This window comes from Psychrobacter immobilis (genome assembly GCF_904846185.1).
In the GTDB taxonomy this organism is placed as follows: domain Bacteria; phylum Pseudomonadota; class Gammaproteobacteria; order Pseudomonadales; family Moraxellaceae; genus Psychrobacter; species Psychrobacter immobilis_B.
This window is the reverse complement of record NZ_CAJGZQ010000017.1, coordinates 1-16359: the sequence shown is the minus strand read 5'-3', so window position 1 is coordinate 16359 and position 16359 is coordinate 1. Positions and strand designations below refer to the sequence as shown.

General features: G+C 44.5%; 13 protein-coding genes. 9 read left to right on the top strand and 4 right to left on the bottom strand.

The genetic code is table 11. From position 1 onward, the window contains the following. Positions 1 to 42 precede the first annotated feature (42 nt). The 3 genes from JMW94_RS10050 to JMW94_RS15015 all read right to left on the bottom strand — a co-directional run bounded on the left by JMW94_RS10050 (position 43) and on the right by JMW94_RS15015 (position 2970). Positions 43 to 1011, bottom strand: a complete 969-nt coding sequence (locus tag JMW94_RS10050) for a pirin family protein (protein WP_201604306.1) — start codon at positions 1009 to 1011, stop codon at positions 43 to 45. 282 nt (positions 1012 to 1293) lie between these two features. Next, entirely contained in the window at positions 1294 to 2610 is a 1317-nt protein-coding gene (locus JMW94_RS10045; RefSeq protein ID WP_201604305.1) for an NAD(P)/FAD-dependent oxidoreductase, read from the bottom strand. A gap of 225 nt (positions 2611 to 2835) precedes the next feature. Continuing rightward, a complete protein-coding gene (locus JMW94_RS15015) occupies positions 2836 to 2970 on the bottom strand; it encodes a hypothetical protein (protein ID WP_265088318.1) in 135 nt (44 codons plus the stop codon). A 190-nt stretch (positions 2971 to 3160) separates the two neighbouring features. On the opposite strand from JMW94_RS15015, the gene acs reads away from it, so the two are divergent. The 7 genes from acs to JMW94_RS10010 all read left to right on the top strand — a co-directional run bounded on the left by acs (position 3161) and on the right by JMW94_RS10010 (position 10270). Then, a complete protein-coding gene (acs, locus tag JMW94_RS10040) occupies positions 3161 to 5122 on the top strand; it encodes an acetate--CoA ligase (RefSeq protein WP_201604304.1) in 1962 nt (653 codons plus the stop codon). A 230-nt stretch (positions 5123 to 5352) separates the two neighbouring features. Further along, the gene (locus tag JMW94_RS10035; RefSeq protein ID WP_201604303.1) at positions 5353 to 6546 is read left to right on the top strand and encodes an NAD(P)/FAD-dependent oxidoreductase; all 1194 of its coding nucleotides are present in this window, start codon (positions 5353 to 5355) and stop codon (positions 6544 to 6546) included. Positions 6547 to 6624: 78 nt separating this feature from the next. Next, on the top strand, positions 6625 to 7053 hold the full coding sequence (locus tag JMW94_RS10030) for an MgtC/SapB family protein (protein ID WP_055123559.1): 429 nt from the start codon (positions 6625 to 6627) through the stop codon (positions 7051 to 7053). A gap of 133 nt (positions 7054 to 7186) precedes the next feature. Further along, positions 7187 to 7438, top strand: coding sequence for a hypothetical protein (locus JMW94_RS10025; RefSeq protein ID WP_201604302.1), 252 nt, complete (start codon positions 7187 to 7189; stop codon positions 7436 to 7438). A gap of 132 nt (positions 7439 to 7570) precedes the next feature. After that, on the top strand, positions 7571 to 7807 hold the full coding sequence (locus JMW94_RS10020; RefSeq protein ID WP_227675952.1) for a hypothetical protein: 237 nt from the start codon (positions 7571 to 7573) through the stop codon (positions 7805 to 7807). A gap of 790 nt (positions 7808 to 8597) precedes the next feature. Then, complete coding sequence (pgsA, locus tag JMW94_RS10015; RefSeq protein WP_045443785.1) at positions 8598 to 9269, top strand: CDP-diacylglycerol--glycerol-3-phosphate 3-phosphatidyltransferase; 672 nt, start codon at positions 8598 to 8600, stop codon at positions 9267 to 9269. Positions 9270 to 9487: 218 nt separating this feature from the next. Then, the gene (locus JMW94_RS10010) at positions 9488 to 10270 is read left to right on the top strand and encodes a hypothetical protein (RefSeq protein WP_201604301.1); all 783 of its coding nucleotides are present in this window, start codon (positions 9488 to 9490) and stop codon (positions 10268 to 10270) included. An 85-nt stretch (positions 10271 to 10355) separates the two neighbouring features. On the opposite strand, the gene JMW94_RS10005 is transcribed toward JMW94_RS10010, so the two are convergent. Continuing rightward, positions 10356 to 10850, bottom strand: a complete 495-nt coding sequence (locus tag JMW94_RS10005; protein ID WP_045452613.1) for a pyridoxamine 5'-phosphate oxidase family protein — start codon at positions 10848 to 10850, stop codon at positions 10356 to 10358. Between the two features lie 449 nt (positions 10851 to 11299). On the opposite strand from JMW94_RS10005, the gene purL reads away from it, so the two are divergent. After that, entirely contained in the window at positions 11300 to 15319 is a 4020-nt protein-coding gene (gene purL, locus JMW94_RS10000; protein ID WP_201604300.1) for a phosphoribosylformylglycinamidine synthase, read from the top strand. 380 nt (positions 15320 to 15699) lie between these two features. Then, positions 15700 to 16251, top strand: a complete 552-nt coding sequence (locus tag JMW94_RS09995; RefSeq protein WP_201604299.1) for a P-loop NTPase fold protein — start codon at positions 15700 to 15702, stop codon at positions 16249 to 16251. Positions 16252 to 16359: the final 108 nt, after the last annotated feature.

Below are 16359 nucleotides of genomic sequence, written 5' to 3'. Positions count from 1 at the left end.
TGACGGTCTGCGTCAGGTGGCTTTTTGATGCCTGTATTTTAACTATTTAACAAAGTTGCCCGTTTGGTAATCCCGAAACGTTTGGCGGAGCTCTTCTTGGGTGTTCATTACAAAGGGTCCATAACCTGCGACTGGTTCGCCGATAGGTTCGCCGCTCAATAGTAAAAGCTTGACTGGTGCTGGCTGGCCATTTTCTGTAGCAGGATAATGCAGCTCAATGGTATCAGTAGCCAGTGTTTGCTGAGCTTGCCCATCAGTGCGGTGCTGAGTTGGCGCATCAAATTGAATCAAATTGCCAGCACTGACTGACGTACCATTGACCAGTAGTTCACCTTCTTGTACCAGCAGTAGCGTATTGTGGGTGTTGGGTACTTTTAGCGTCGTCGCGCCCGCAGTATCCAGCTCAATATTCCATAAGTTAATCGGAGTAAAGGTATTTGCCGCGCCTGTGATTTCTTGCCACGCACCAGCAATGATAGCCGCCTTACCAATCGTCGTTTGGTGGTCAGGGTTGCTGCTGTCGATTAACTCAACGATAGGCAGATCTGCCCGTTTGATGCTTTGATAGTTTGGGTCGGTCAGTTTGTGCGCACTTGGCAAGTTAACCCACAGTTGCACCATACTAAAGACACCACCGCGTTGACCGAAAGCCTCCGAATGAAACTCTTCGTGCATGATGCCACGACCTGCGGTCATCCATTGCACATCGCCTTTTTGAATAATCCCTTGCCCGCCTACTGAATCGGCATGACTGATTTCACCTTCGTAGGCGATAGTGACGGTTTCAAAGCCTTTGTGTGGATGCTGTCCGACTCCATGCGGCTGTGTTTTATAATTGGGGTTCGGATCAAAGGTCGTCGGTTTGCCATAATCAAATAACAAAAACGGGTCGGTATGGCTATAATTAAAATGAGGATTATCGTCAAGATGGTTGATTAAGGTCTTTACATAAAAGCCGTCACCTACCCAGTGCGGCGCTTTATCACCATGAATATTTTTAATAGGACGCATTTATTACCTCGTCAGACAAAACGTATTTTTTAATAAAAAAGTTCTGTTAAGTTACGCTACATTTATAGCTACCTATATTGTGTTTATTTTAATAATTTATCAAGGGCTAATATAGATAAAAGGCAACTTAAGTAGAATAAAAATAGGGATGTCTCATTAGGGCGTGTTGGGCATTTAGCCATGACACTGTTTATAAGTGCTGTCTGTAAGCGCTATCTGTAAGTGCTGCCGATAAGCACTGGTTATGATTAAACAATGCTACATCGTTATGATTAAATGAGGCTAAACCACTTCACCGCAGACAAAGCCACTGGCCCATGCCCATTGGAAGTTATAGCCGCCAAGCCAACCAGTAACATCCAGCACTTCACCGATAAAGTATAAGCCCTCTTGCATGTTGCTTTGCATGGTCTTTGAGGAGACTTCATCAGTTTTTACGCCGCCGCGGGTCACCTCAGCGGTACGATAACCTTCTGTACCAGAGGGTTTGAGCTGCCAGCCATTCAAAGTCGCGCCAAGTTCCGTCAGCCGCTCATCTTTAATATTGGCAAGTTCGGTGTCTTTGATATCGTCCCAAAGGTGCGTTTGTAGCGCAGCAAGCAGCTTTTTTGGTAACTTATTACTGTCATCGCCGCTATCGGTATAATCCGCGACGACCGTCCGAATCAGTTGCTTTGGGTGCGATTTTTTGTGCGCAAGGAGCAGCGCTGTCATGTCGATATTTGGCAGCAGGTTGATACTAATGGTCTCGCCAGTGTGCCAATAGTTTGATAGTTGTAGCATAGCAGGGCCTGAGAGCCCGCGATGGGTAAACAACATAGGCAATTTAAAAGAGATGCGCTCATTGCTAGCGATGACTGGCAAACTAATACCAGCCAAAGATCGAATAAGCTCACCCGTTTTATCCGTAAAGGTAAAAGGCACTAAGCTGGCATCGGTTGCGATCAGCGTGTGCCCAAATTGCTGCGCCAATTCATATCCTAAACCACTGGCTCCCATCGTTGGAATAGACAGTCCGCCCGTGGCGACCACGAGTGACTCACAGCGGTAGCCTGTTTGCGGCAGTTTGGTTTGATTGGCGGATTCTTTTCTTTCTTGCTTTTCTTTTTTGCTAAGCTGCTTGCTGGTCAGTAATTCAAATTTGGCGTTCTTGTCATTTGCGATAGCTTGCACACTGTCAATCTGCGCATTCAGCTTTACTTGTACGCCAGCTGCCGTACATTCCGCGAGGAGCATGGTCAAAATATCTTGCGCTGAATCATCACAAAATAGCTGACCGTGTTCGCGCTCATGGTAAGGGATGTTATGTGCTGCCACCATACCGATAAATTCCCAGCTGGGATAACGACTGAGCGCGGATTTACAGAAATGTTGATTGGCACCGATAAAGTGCTCAGGCTCGACATAGTAATTGGTAAAGTTGCAGCGTCCGCCACCTGACATGAGGATTTTTTTGCCCGCTTTATTGGCATGGTCTAATACCAGTACGCGGCGACCACGGCGACCCGCTGTGAGTGCACAGTATAGCCCTGACGCGCCAGCGCCGATGATGATGACATCATAGTGGGTGTATTGTGATGCATTGCGGTGATTGCTCATGGTAGTCTCATAAAATAATAGGTTTAAAAACCAGCCACCAAATCCGTTATCGAATCAACAATAGAGTCGATTGCTTATTTTCATAGCAGCAGGTCAATAAAAGGGTTTGGTGAAGGGTATATTTTGGCGTCGTATCTCGCGTGTAGCTATTGTCCATATTTCATACAAGGTTACAAGGATTAAATATCATATCGTTATCTGATATCTGGACGGTGATGTCTTTGTTTATGCCAAAATCAAAATTTGTGCCAAAATCAAAACATGTTTTAAATTGGTCAATACCAATACCAATACCAATACCAATACCAATAGTAAAAGCGAGTAGATGCAAAACCACACCTCGTCAATAAATTTTATCATGGGTGATCAAGTATACCGCTATATAGGCATATTGTTATGAATGGCTGTTGATACCTTGCAACCGTTCTGCTTATTTGTCAAACTAACCATGAGTGTCACACATTATGGAAGATGACCCTTATCACCTGTACAGGCAGTCGTTTTCGACCGTTATGCGTGCAGGTCATAATAATTAAAAAGGACAAATACGATGACTCAAAAATCATTCCCCATTGCGGCCGAATTTATCGCTGCTGCCAATACTACCGCTGAACAATACCGCGAAGACTACGAAAAATCTATCGAATCACCTCAGGCTAATGATGCTTTTTGGGCGAAGTGTGCCGAGCTGATCGAGTGGATAAAAAAACCGACCAAAATCAGCAATGTTAATTATGATTTGGATGATTTTCGCATAAAATGGTTTGAGGACGGCGAGTTGAATATATCTGTCAACTGTCTCGACCGACATGTCAAAAAAAATCCTTACAAGCCTGCCATTATTTGGGAGGGCGATCACCCTTCACTGCACAAAATCATCTCCTTTAAAGAGCTACATCAAGCGGTCTGTCGCTTGGGTAATTCCATGCGTAAGCTTGGGGTCAAAAAAGGCGATCGCGTGACCTTATATATGCCGATGATACCTGAAGCAATGATAGCGATGCTGGCATGTACACGTATTGGCGCTGTACATTCCGTGGTCTTTGGTGGCTTTTCTGCTGAGAGCTTGGGCAATCGCCTGATAGACAGCCGCTCAAAAATCATCATTACGGCTGATGAAGGCTTACGTGGTAATAAGCATACGCCGCTCAAAGCCAATGTCGATCGGGCACTAGATATGGATGGCACTGATAGCGTGACCAACGTCATAGTCGTTCATCGTACGGGCAATTCTGTACCGATGAGTGGTCGCCGTGATGTTTGGTATCATAACTTGGTCGATGGCGAGTCAGAACATTGCGAGCCAGAAGTTATGAATGCCGAAGACCCGCTATTTTTGTTGTATACCTCTGGCTCTACTGGCAAACCTAAAGGTGTGCTGCATACCACGGGCGGCTATATCACCTATGCTCTCTCTACTTTTCGAGATGTGTTCGATATTAAAGACGATGACGTCTACTGGTGTACTGCGGACGTAGGCTGGATCACAGGTCATACCTATGCAACCTATGCACCGCTTGCCAATGGTACGACGACGGTGATGTTCGAGGGCGTACCAGAATACCCCACATGGGCACGCATCGGTCATATTATCGATAAGCACGATGTGACCATTCTGTACACTGCACCGACGGCGATTCGAGCGATGATGAAGGAGGGCGATGTCTTTGTGCGGGAGTCTGATCGTTCAAGTTTGCGATTACTCGGAACAGTCGGCGAGCCGATCAATCCCGAAGCATGGGACTGGTATTATCATGTCGTCGGCGGTGGCAAGTGTCCGATTGTAGATACTTGGTGGCAAACTGAGACAGGCGGCATCCTTATGGCACCGATACCAGGCACGGTCGCCCTCAAGCCGGGCGCAGCGATGAATCCTTTGTACGGTATCAAACCAGAGATTGTTGATAGTGACGGTACTATGCTAGAAGGCTCTGCTGAAGGAAACCTAGCAATTAACAGCAGTTGGCCGGGGCAAATGCGTACCATTTATAATGACCATGAGCGTTTTTTACAGACGTACTTTAGTGAGTATCCCGGTTATTATTTCACTGGTGATGGGGCGCAGCGTGACGAAGATGGACATTACTGGATCACGGGTCGCGTCGATGATGTGCTTAACGTCGCAGGGCATCGCCTGGGAACAGCAGAAATTGAGAGCGCCGTGGTCGCGCATCCTGCGACAGCGGAGGCCGCCATTGTCGGGATGCCGCACGAGATTCGCGGCATGGGCGTTTGTGCCTTTATCATTTTGAAATCGGGTGAAAAAGAGACAGAGGCGCTAAAGGCTGAGCTGAATCGACATGTTCGCGCTGAGATTGGTCCGATTGCCAATTTGGATGCTATTCATATCGTTGAAGCGTTACCCAAAACTCGCTCGGGCAAAATCATGCGCCGTATTTTACGTAACCTTGCGGCAGGACAATATGTTGGTTTGGGTGATTTGTCTACTCTTGCGGATAGCTCGGTGATTAATCAGCTGGTTGAGGTAGTCAAAGCTGCGCGAGGAGAGTAGGCTAAATTATCGATTAAAAGCACGTTCAGTAAATAGACGATTAGCGTTCAGAAAAGTCATGTTATGAAAACTAGCATGGCTTTTTTACGCAGACGATATTGATATCAACAAACTTTAAAGGTTCAATACTTTCTATAACCATCTTATCTAACGATAACCATACTGTCGAAAACATTCCTACTATTATCACTCCCTTTTTTATCCAACATTATATGAGGCCTGCTGTCATTATGACCAATCAATCTTTGCAAGCTGTCGCTACCCAATCACCAAAAATCGCTATCATTGGTGGTGGTTTGACAGGGCTGTTTACCGCTACATTATTAGAGCGCGCCTTTGCTCAAAACATAGTACAAGATAGTGCGCAAACACCCTTACCGCAAATCAATGTCTTTGAAAAGTCACGTAGCGTAGGGCGTTTAGCCACTCGATATCGTACTGATAGCCACACTAGAAAAAACTGGCAATGGGCATTTGGGGCGCAGTTTTTTACGGCTAAGACGGCAAGTTTTAAGCAATTCATTACGCCTTGGTTAGAGACGGGATTGCTACAGCCATGGTGCGCCAACGTGGTTGAGCTCACGCCAGCGAATGAGAGTACTCTATCGCCTGATATCCAAGCGCCCGATATTCAGAGTAAGGAGCAATGGAACACCACGCAAGCCCGCTATATCAGTACGCCAAAAATGACCAGTTGGGGACGTACACTGGCTGATGAGTTTCAGTACAGCACCATAAAATTTAAAACCCGCGTTGCGCCATTGGCTCAATATGACAGGTCTATAGCGGCAAAGGTTGATAAAAAAACTGAGCTATTTGACGAGACTGGTGTGAGTCTAGGTCACTTTGACTGGGTGATATGTACCGCGCCAAACGGTCAGACCATAGAGTTAATGGCAGAGAGCGGCTTTGCTGAGCAAGCCAAGATTTCTAAGCCAAAAATTCTGGCGTGCTACACGCTGATGCTGGGTTGGGATAATTTTGATACATTACCAAAAATGTTAAGCGCTCAAGCAGCGCCACGCTTGGATGTGGCTTATCTGAATGACTCTATACTCGATAGAATATTTATCGAGCATCAAAAACCTGCTCGCGATGACCTGCTACCCAGTGTCACTATTCATGCGCGCAACGACTGGTCAGAGCAGCATGTCGATGACGATATGGAGACGATCAAAGCGCAGTTATTAACAGCTGCCAAGCAAGTATTGAATTGGAATGATGAACATGCCCCTAGCCAAATAAATTGCCATCGTTGGCGTTATGCCGCCACTGTCACTGATAGTGATAAAGAAGTATTAGGCATCTTGATAGACGAGTCTCATCAATGGATTGTCAGTGGTGATTGGTGCGGACAAGGCAATATCGAAAGTTGCTATCAAATGGCACAACAGACGGTTGAAGCAATCAACAAAGCAAAATAATGGCCAAGTTTACTTAGCGACTGCGCTATCCGAAACTGGACTTTAAGGGCGTTTTCTTAATATGAAAAGGTGATCACGATGTTTGGATTCGATATAGATTTAGAGCTGATGGGCTATCATTTTTTCCAGTTGGGCATCGCCTTTATATTGTCATTACCGATTGCCCTTAATCGTGAGATGAAAGACAACGGCGCGGGGTTAAGGACGTTTCCACTGGTAACCATTGCGTCATGCGCGTTCATGTTGGTTGGTATGGATATTTATGATGCTACTGGTGAAGCGAGAATCATGTATGCCATCATCACAGGTATGGGGTTTATCGGTGGTGGGGCGATTTTTAAAAATGAAAAAGGCTCAAAGGGCACTGCCACGGCAGCGAGCTTATGGAATACGGGCGCCATCGGTATTTCGGTGGCTTACGGTCGTTATGAGATTGCCATTATATTATCGGTCGTTGGTTTTTTGATTTTGCAATTCTCAGAGCCCTTTAAAGTTAAAAAACACTAAGCGATGGGTGCGATGAGTTAACGTGCATATACACTTAAATACTAAAGAGACTATAAATCAATACTATATAGTATCTCTATATCTATATGATATAGCAAGAAATCTATAACTTATTGAAAATAAAGGATAGTTTATGAGTACCAGATTGAGAGGTAGTGTGCTGACTTGTGCCATGCTAGCACGAGGGGATAAGCAGGTTTTATGCGCGGTCAGTAATGAGAGCGACGAGCAGGCGATGGCTAGTATCGATAGCACTGAATATGATTCGCTAAGGCACATTATTTCTTTTGAAAATGATAAATTCTCCTGTAAAGAAGGCGTTGAATGGCAATGCGCCATACCAGTAAAAAAAGTAGAACTTCTTTATGATGATCTAAATCTATAGCCGCTTATAACTGAAAATTTGTGTATTAATTTGTAATACTTTAATTGAAAATAAAGCTACCCAAATTGCTAATAAACAGTTATATTCGTATAACATAATATACAAAATAGTACGAAGTTAGAGGTGAATATAGTGCTTAGAGGAAGTGAGCTGACTCGTGTAATGCTTGAGCATGGCTGCCATGAGATATGGTGTGCGGTAGATGATAATAGTGATGAAGAAGCTATGTGTGATCAAGATTCAAACGATTTTACTGCCCAAATCGTGTCTTATCATAACAACAGATTCTATTGTACTGCTGGTACTGCGTGGCTATTCGCTGTGCCAATTAAGATAACGGCGATGACACTTAGTGATGTAAAGCTCTAAATACCTTTCTTTGTCTAATTAAGCCATCGCCGACTCATCATTTGTATTATAAAAGCCCACCTTATGGTGGGTTTTTCCTTATAAGCAATATGCCGCTTCTTAGATTATTGCTCAAACGATACAGATTTTTGCAGATGGTTATACTTGTATATGACAAACCTTTAATCAAGCATGAATTACAGGCAAAAAAAGAGCCCACAGAGGAGGAACTGTGGGCCGAGGAAAACTGATCGTGTAAAGGAACTACAGAGGCAGTGGTTGTGACCTATTGTTATTATGAGTTTTTCTATATTAACTAATATTAGGGCGGTGGTGATTAATTCAATAACTGCATATATTTACTTACATATTTAAGTGTACAAGTGTTTTTATCAGAATCGCTATCATAGCGCAATTGACAGCGGTTTGGCTATTTTGGTTACATGACATTACGTTTAGAGCTTATGAGAGAGAAAATTAACGTCGTATTTCATCTCCAGTAGATGAGTCTTTTAATCGTGTCATATCTAACATTGAAAAATGCGTATCAAAGTTTTGTAGTTATATATGAAAGATTGATTAATTTTAATAGTCATTCCACTATAAAAATATTGCTGCGTTAACCTCGCTTGAAGTATTAGATATACATCTACATTCGGTTGTCTTGTACAATTTTTAAATTCAACTGACTATTTTTAAATTCAACCGACATTATATCGATAACTGAATAGCTAAAGAGATGGCATGACGACCTGCGTGAAAAATGCTAAGCTATCTACCATTAATATGTTTATATAAAACTGGGTTTGCCATGACTGAGAATACGCATTTGCATACGCAGGAGCCGCAAAATACCAAGAGTATTTTTAACTTGCCTAATAACCTTACTATCGCGCGGATTTTAATGATTCCGCTATTTGTCGCGATTGCTTATTGGCCACCTGCTATGGGGATTGGCATGCCTGCCATCTCAGACAATGTGATTGCGCGGGTCGGTATGAGCGAATTTAGTGATAGCTTGTTACGCCATTTACTTTTGACTAGCGTTTTTATTATTGCAGCGATTACTGATTGGCTTGATGGATATTTTGCCCGTAAGCTTAATGTTATGTCAGCCTTTGGTCGTTTTTTAGACCCTGTCGCTGATAAGTTAATGGTGGCGGCGGCGCTTATTATCTTGGTGCAATGGCATCCCAATATTATTATGGCAATCGCCGCGATTGTGATTATCTCGCGTGAGATTGCGGTGTCAGCGCTACGTGAATGGATGGCAGAGTTGGGCAAAAGTACCAGTGTGGCAGTGTCATATGTCGGCAAGCTAAAAACGACGTTTCAAATGGTGGCTATTACGGTACTTTTATTAAACTGGGAGTCGCTCGAAACGATCGGTTATGTGCTGATGGTTGCTGCTGTTATTTTGACACTATGGTCGATGATGATTTATCTCAAAGCGGCTTGGCCGTACCTAAAGCAAAGCGGGTAAATATATAACGCAGATATGGTCAACAAACAACATAGACAACAAAAAACGCCAGTCGCATTAGCCGCTGGCGTTTTTTATGGTCTGTTTGAAACACGGCTGATGTTGCCTATTTGTCTTAGACATTGTTTGTATGGTTGATATATACTCAAAATTAGTAAACAAAATACAAGAAAATTGATCGAGCTATCATGAAACGGCATTCAAATAAGGAAATAAGCATGACATTACATCAGACACAGTCGGGCGTTGCCGTATTATTGTTGGCATTATTAACGGGGTGTTCTTCTGGCTCAAACATGCAAGAAGAGTCCACCTCAACCATTCAGCGAGAAAAATCTACCCAAACAGATGCTACTGTAGAACGTTCCACTCAGGACGCGGCAGAATCTGAGCGTTTGGGAACAAAATGGGGTGATGATGTCAACTCTGAAGTGACGACTGTTGATCTGCGCCGTACGAGCAGTGAGCCTATCGAGCAGATGCAGGTTCGTTATGCAGACAAAGCCTATAATGGACGTGCGGTAAATAGCATGTCGCTACTGGCGGGCAAGGTTGATTTTTCGATGGAAACAGATACGGGTGCACTATCCCTTTATCGAGACTCGGGCAATTACTATGTCCAAGGTCAAGCGGGTCAGGCCTATCGTTTGGTGTATCATAATAACAGCGACAACACTTATGAAATCGTCGCTAGTGTCGATGGAATCAATGTCCTCAATGTCCTCAATGGTAGCGCTGCCAGTCGCTATGACAGTGGATATGTGCTAAATCCACATGATAATTTGGTGATTGAAGGTTTCCGTAAGAGCCAAAGCTCAGTAGCTTCGTTTATATTTAGCAAGCCAGAGAGTGCTTATGCCGCTAATACCAGCTCAGGCTCTATCAATAACACCGGTGTAATAGGTACAGCAGTTTATGGCCTATATGATCCATCTAAGCCGAAGCTTCAACAGCCGCAAGCTTATCCTGCGGACAATGGTTATGCGAAACCACCACAGTAATGCATGTCAATAGATAATAGATAATGCAACGCCAGTTGCATGAGCCACTGGCGTTTTTGTTTTTGCTATTTCTGGTTTAGATAACTTATAACGTCACAGAGTTATTTTCACCGAGATTGGTCGCTTTTTTACCATCCATTACAGCAGCAGTAGTCATCTTAAACATATTGACGACTGAGCTACCACTGAGCCAGTACTCTGCGCCATGTGGTACGACTTTGATCAGCTGTACATTAGGATCATCTTTACCTTGCTCATAGAATGCATTGTAAATCGGCGACCATAGCTCGTCTAATTTCTCTTGGTCTTCGACCAGTTCCGCTTTACCATTAATTGAGACATAATTTTTGGCATCTTGACTGACATAAGCCAAGTTTACTTGCGGGTCTTTCTCAATGTCACTCACGGTTTCGGTACTCTTGTCACCGATGAACCAAATCTCTTTTGCACCGATGCTCGTCTCGCTCGTTGTCATTGGGCAGGCATGCAAATGACCTTCGTGAGTACGAGTTGTCATCATGGCAAACTTGATATCTTTTACCAATTCTTGCACTTTATTGATATGGTCTTGTCTACTCATAGTAAATTTCCCTTTCTGTATTTTGATTAAGTCGTAGTAATTAAATAGTTGATTATTTATAGTAGTTTTTATTCAGGCTAAGCGTTTTCCAAGTATCGAAAACCAGATGAATTCAGAGAAACGATCGTCGCCTTAACAACTGAAACTAGAATACCTAGTTGTGACCTTGTGTTTATATAGGTTGCCCGTAAGGCGATGTTAGGGTTTGTAAGGACTATAAGCTTTAGGTAAAAATTGTGACGACATCGCTGTTAAGTTTCTGTTGTGAAAGTAGCCTGTTGTAAAAGTAACAAGGGTTTCAACGATGGCGAAGATTTTACTATTATTGAATAGCAAGCATCAGCAATTTATCTTGGTTTTGACCTGCTTATTACAGGGCTTCTTGTTATAATACGCAGACCATTTACTTTGCATGGCAGAGATGCCTTGATCTTACGGATTATGCCTTTATGATGACCATCGCCGGACAACCGTTTCTTACCGATTTTCAGACGCAGCAACTCATCAGTCAGTTCCAGCAAAAAACCGAGCTAAATGTCAGCCACATCCATACTCAGCAAGTTTATGTGCTATCACGGACGCTTGAAGGTGATGAGCAGAAAAAAGCGCTGGACCTGTTTGGCATTAAGCAAGATATCCAACTTGCCGCGCCGCAAGACAACCAATTACAAGTTATCGTTGCACCGCGTTTTGGCACCATATCGCCGTGGGCCAGTAAAGCGACCGATATCTTTAATAACTGTGATATTGAGATTAACCGTGTCGAGCGCGTCATCGTTTATACCCTAACGATTGATGCAAAAACAGACGGTGAGGTAGGTGCAACCAATAACACATTACCTAAAGCCGCTGAGCAATTATTGTTTGACCGTATGACGCAGAGCTTGGTTTATGATTTAAATGAGGTGAATAAGCTATTTGATGATGAGCAGCCAGCATCGCTTAATCATATCGATGTGATTGGACAAGGTCGTACGGCACTAGAAGCAGCCAATACAGAATTTGGCTTTGCGCTATCGAGCGAAGATATTGATTACTTGATGAATGCGTACGTCAATGAGCTAAAGCGCAATCCAACCGACGTTGAGCTGATGATGTTTGCACAGGCGAACTCAGAGCATTGCCGTCATAAAATCTTTAACGCTGAATGGACAGTCGATGGCGCAGTACAGCCGAAATCACTGTTCCAAATGATTAAGAATACTTATCAGTCGAATCCACAAGGTATCTTGTCGGCTTATAAAGACAACGCCGCAGTGATGGCTGGGGCAGAAGGGATGCGTTTTTACCCGATTCCGACTGACGCGATGGACGCAAATTCTGCCCATCCTTACGACTTCCATCAAGAAGAAATCGACATCCTGATGAAAGTCGAAACGCATAACCATCCAACCGCTATCGCCCCGTATGCGGGTGCAGCGACAGGTGCTGGTGGTGAGATTCGTGATGAAGGCGCAACTGGTCGTGGCGGTAAGCCAAAAGCAGGTCTGACAGGCTTTCACGTGTCACACTTGCATATTCCAGAGCTCGCTGAGAAATGGGAGCAATCAGGTCAATTGAGTACTCAGGCTTATGGCACGCCAGATCGTATGGCAACCAGTCTTGAGATTATGACTGAAGCACCACTCGGTTCAGCCAATTTCTCAAACGAGTTTGGTCGTCCTAATCTATGCGGTTATTTCCGCAGCTTCCAACTTGATACATCAGCGGCAAAAGACGGCAGCGAGATGCGTGGCTATCATAAGCCAATCATGCTGGCAGGTGGTTACGGCAATATCAAACGCAACCTCATTGAAAAAAATACCATTCAACAAGGTGATTTATTAATCGTCCTTGGTGGCCCTGCCATGCAAATTGGTCTAGGCGGTGGAGCAGCATCTTCGGTCGATAGTGGTTCACTTGATGAAGGCTTGGACTTTGCCTCAGTTCAGCGTGACAATGCTGAAATGGAGCGTCGTTGCCAAGAAGTGATGGATCGCTGTTGGGCACTAGCCGGTAGTGATGTCGATGCCAGCAATAATGGCAAAGACGGCAACCCTATCGTGTCATTGCATGATGTGGGCGCGGGCGGTATCTCTAATGCAATGCCTGAACTGGTCAATGACCATGAGATGGGCGCGGTACTAGATCTGCGTAAAGTTCCATCATTAGAAGCTGGCATGTCGCCAATGGCCATCTGGTCAAATGAAGCGCAAGAGCGTTATGTCCTTGCGATTCGTCCAGAAAGCGAAGCCCAATTCGATGCGATCTGTGCGCGTGAGCGTTGCCCGTATGCCATCTTGGGAACAGCCACGGATGTCCGTCAGCTAGTCGTTGATGATACGTTATTGGATGAGCAGCCAGTTGATATGCCGATGCAAGTATTGCTCGGTGGCACGCCAAAGATGAAGCGTAGCTTTGAGCGTCATGAAACCAGCTTACCTGCATTAGAGTTAGGCGACGTTAATCTAGCTGAGTCTATCAAAGACGTGTTGCGTCACCCAACGGTCGCTAGTAAATCATTCTTGATCAGCATTGGTGACCGTTCTATCACGGGTATGGTCGTGCGTGATCAGTATGTGGGTCGCTATCAGGTGCCTGTATCGGATTGTGCGGTGACCGCGTCAGGCTTGATTGCGCTAGATGGTCAGGTGATGAGCGGTGAAGCGATGAGTATCGGTGAACGTACGCCAGTTGCCTTAATCAGTCCACAAGCCTCAGCACGACTCGCCATTGGTGAAGCTATTACCAACATCGCTGGTGCGCGTATTGCTCAGTTGTCTGATATCACGATGTCAGCGAACTGGATGGCAGCCTGTGGTGATGATGCGGAAGACGCAGCATTATTTGACGCGGTATATACAGTCGGCGAAGAGCTGTGCCCAGCATTGGGTATCGCGATTCCAGTTGGTAAAGACTCGCTATCAATGCGTGCCAATTGGACTGACAGCAGTGAAGCAGGTGACACGGATAAATCAGTTGTGTCGCCAATGAGCCTCGTGATTACGGCCTTTGCTCCTGTAGTTGACGTGGCAAAAACGCTAACGCCTGAGCTAATCAATGGCGATAGCGCGTTCTACCGTATTGACTTGTCTAAAGGCAAGCTACGTCTAGGCGGTTCAATCCTTGCGCAAACGCTTAGCCAATTGGGTAACGATTGCCCAGATTTGGCGCAGCCAAGCGACTTGGTCGACTTCTTTAACTTTGTCCAAGCGGGCAATGCACAAGGCGTCATCAGCGCCTATCACGATATCGGTGATGGTGGTCTATTAGCAACCATCGCTGAGATGCAGTTCACTAGCCGTCAAGGTATCAAGCTGTCATTGACGGATGATAACTTACTCGGTCAACTGTTCAGTGAAGAGCTAGGTGCAGTCATCCAAGTATTGCCAGAAAACGTCGCGGCTCTCATGCAATTGGCAGAAGAGTTTAACGTTGCTGATATGCTCAGCCTTGTTGGTCAAAGCTCGGAAGAAGACAGCTTACTTATCCAAACGCCAACGCTCATGGGTGATGACACTCTCAGCTTTAGCCGTACTGAATTGCAGCAAGCGTGGACTCAGGTCAGCTATCAAATCGCGCGTCGCCGTGATAACCCAGCGTGCGTACAGCAAGAGTATGACTTGATTGCTGATGCGAGCCATCAAGGCCTGATCGCTGCGCCAAACTTTGATCTCAATCAAAAAGTTGAAGAGCCATACTTAGCCAGTCGCGAGAATAAACCACGAGTCGCTATCTTGCGTGAGCAAGGCGTAAACGGTCAGACAGAAATGGCAGCAGGCTTTACCCAAGCTGGCTTTGAAGCGGTCGATGTACACATGAGTGATCTACTGAATGGTCGCATCAATCTACGTGACTTCGATGGCTTAGTCGCTTGTGGTGGCTTTAGTTATGGTGATGTACTCGGCGCAGGCTCTGGTTGGGCGAACTCTATCTTGTTCCATGACGAGCTACGCATGCAGTTTGTCCGCTTCTTTGCCCGTCCTGATACCTTCTCACTAGGTGTCTGTAACGGTTGTCAGATGATGGCTCAGTTAAAGGACCTCATCCCAGGTGCAGACAACTTCCCACGCTTCATCGCCAACCAATCGGCTCGTTTTGAAGCGCGTACGGTCAATGTAAAAATCGAGCGTACCAAGTCTATCCTGTTCAAAGGTATGCAAGACAGCATCTTGCCTATCGCTGTGGCGCATGGTGAAGGCTATGCCACACTAGATAATAACGAAATCGACGGTATGGCTAAACACGGTCAGCTTGCGATGCGTTATGTCGATAGCCAAGGTCATCCAACTGAGACGTATCCGCTCAATCCAAACGGTTCGGTCGGCGGTGTCACGGGTCTGTGTAGCACTGATGGTCGTGTGACGATTATGATGCCACATCCTGAGCGTAACCTAAAAGCCTATAACCACAGCTGGAAACCAGAAGAGTGGGATGAAGATGGCGCGTGGATGCGTATGTTCCGTAATGCTCGTGCTTGGTTGCGCTAGTAGCAAACCTAGATGCTTGATTAGCTTCGTCAAACTTGCTGAACCTACGACATGTAGTGCTTGCGCATGTTTTTCTCGCTACTCAAACCTCTAGCAATTGCTTATAGTTTTAGATAGCTGTTTTTAAAATAAAAAGGTGGGCTTAGGCTCACCTTTTTTGTGTTTGGAGTTTGAGTATTTAAATGTTTAAAGTAACGCCTTAATTTTGTTATTAAGTAATGTAGAGTAGGTTGGTGTGGAGCTTGCGACACCCAACGATTTTAGGGGAGCTATTTCCCGCCTTCCGCTTGTATCTGCCAGTCTGGACTAGCGGTGATATCTGTTATATTGCTAGACTCAATATCTATAACTAAATTTTAAAAAAATAAAAAGGGAGTTTTATGAGTAATCCAAACGAGCATATTGAAGAGTTTTTAAAACATTACTTTAAGTTACCGAGCTCATCACAGTATGCTGTTTTATTAAAGGGTAAGTGGGGTGTTGGTAAAACTTGGTTTTTGAAAGAAATAATGGCAAGTTTGCATAATCCTAATTATCGAGTCAAAACACACTTATATGTGAGTTTATATGGTATCGCTAGTTTCGAAGAAATAGAAAGTGAGTTTTTTAGACAGCTTCATCCTGTTTTATCTTCTAAAGGTATGGCTTTAGCAGGGAAAATCGGGAAAGGACTTCTTAAAACTGCATTGCAGATTGATCTGAACGGTGATGGTAAAAGTGATGCTAGTGTATCGTCTCAAGTACCAGATATCAATTTGCCAGATTATTTGTCTAATACAGAAGGTCTAATATTAGTATTCGATGATTTGGAGAGAGCTTCAATGGATCTAGAGAACCTATTAGGCTATATAAACTATTTTGTTGAGCATCAAGGTTATAAGGTGGTGATTATAGCTAATGAAGATGAGCTAGTTATAGTAGAGTTCAGATAAAACCGATACAATACATAAAAACTAATCAACTATTCAGATAAACCATGACTTATTCAATCGACTATCGTAAACAAGTGCTGTCTAGCATCGATAATGGTCTGACTGTTA

What these genes read in the sequence shown, in the direction of transcription:
- JMW94_RS10050 (WP_201604306.1), bottom strand. Translation starts at nt 1,011, where the DNA reads ATGCGTCCTATTAAAAATATTCATGGTGATAAAGCGCCGCACTGGGTA.
- JMW94_RS10045 (WP_201604305.1), bottom strand. Translation starts at nt 2,610, where the DNA reads ATGAGCAATCACCGCAATGCATCACAATACACCCACTATGATGTCATC.
- JMW94_RS15015 (WP_265088318.1), bottom strand. Translation starts at nt 2,970, where the DNA reads ATGATAAAATTTATTGACGAGGTGTGGTTTTGCATCTACTCGCTTTTA.
- acs (WP_201604304.1), top strand. Translation starts at nt 3,161, where the DNA reads ATGACTCAAAAATCATTCCCCATTGCGGCCGAATTTATCGCTGCTGCC.
- JMW94_RS10035 (WP_201604303.1), top strand. Translation starts at nt 5,353, where the DNA reads ATGACCAATCAATCTTTGCAAGCTGTCGCTACCCAATCACCAAAAATC.
- JMW94_RS10030 (WP_055123559.1), top strand. Translation starts at nt 6,625, where the DNA reads ATGTTTGGATTCGATATAGATTTAGAGCTGATGGGCTATCATTTTTTC.
- JMW94_RS10025 (WP_201604302.1), top strand. Translation starts at nt 7,187, where the DNA reads ATGAGTACCAGATTGAGAGGTAGTGTGCTGACTTGTGCCATGCTAGCA.
- pgsA (WP_045443785.1), top strand. Translation starts at nt 8,598, where the DNA reads ATGACTGAGAATACGCATTTGCATACGCAGGAGCCGCAAAATACCAAG.
- JMW94_RS10010 (WP_201604301.1), top strand. Translation starts at nt 9,488, where the DNA reads ATGACATTACATCAGACACAGTCGGGCGTTGCCGTATTATTGTTGGCA.
- JMW94_RS10005 (WP_045452613.1), bottom strand. Translation starts at nt 10,850, where the DNA reads ATGAGTAGACAAGACCATATCAATAAAGTGCAAGAATTGGTAAAAGAT.
- purL (WP_201604300.1), top strand. Translation starts at nt 11,300, where the DNA reads ATGATGACCATCGCCGGACAACCGTTTCTTACCGATTTTCAGACGCAG.
- JMW94_RS09995 (WP_201604299.1), top strand. Translation starts at nt 15,700, where the DNA reads ATGAGTAATCCAAACGAGCATATTGAAGAGTTTTTAAAACATTACTTT.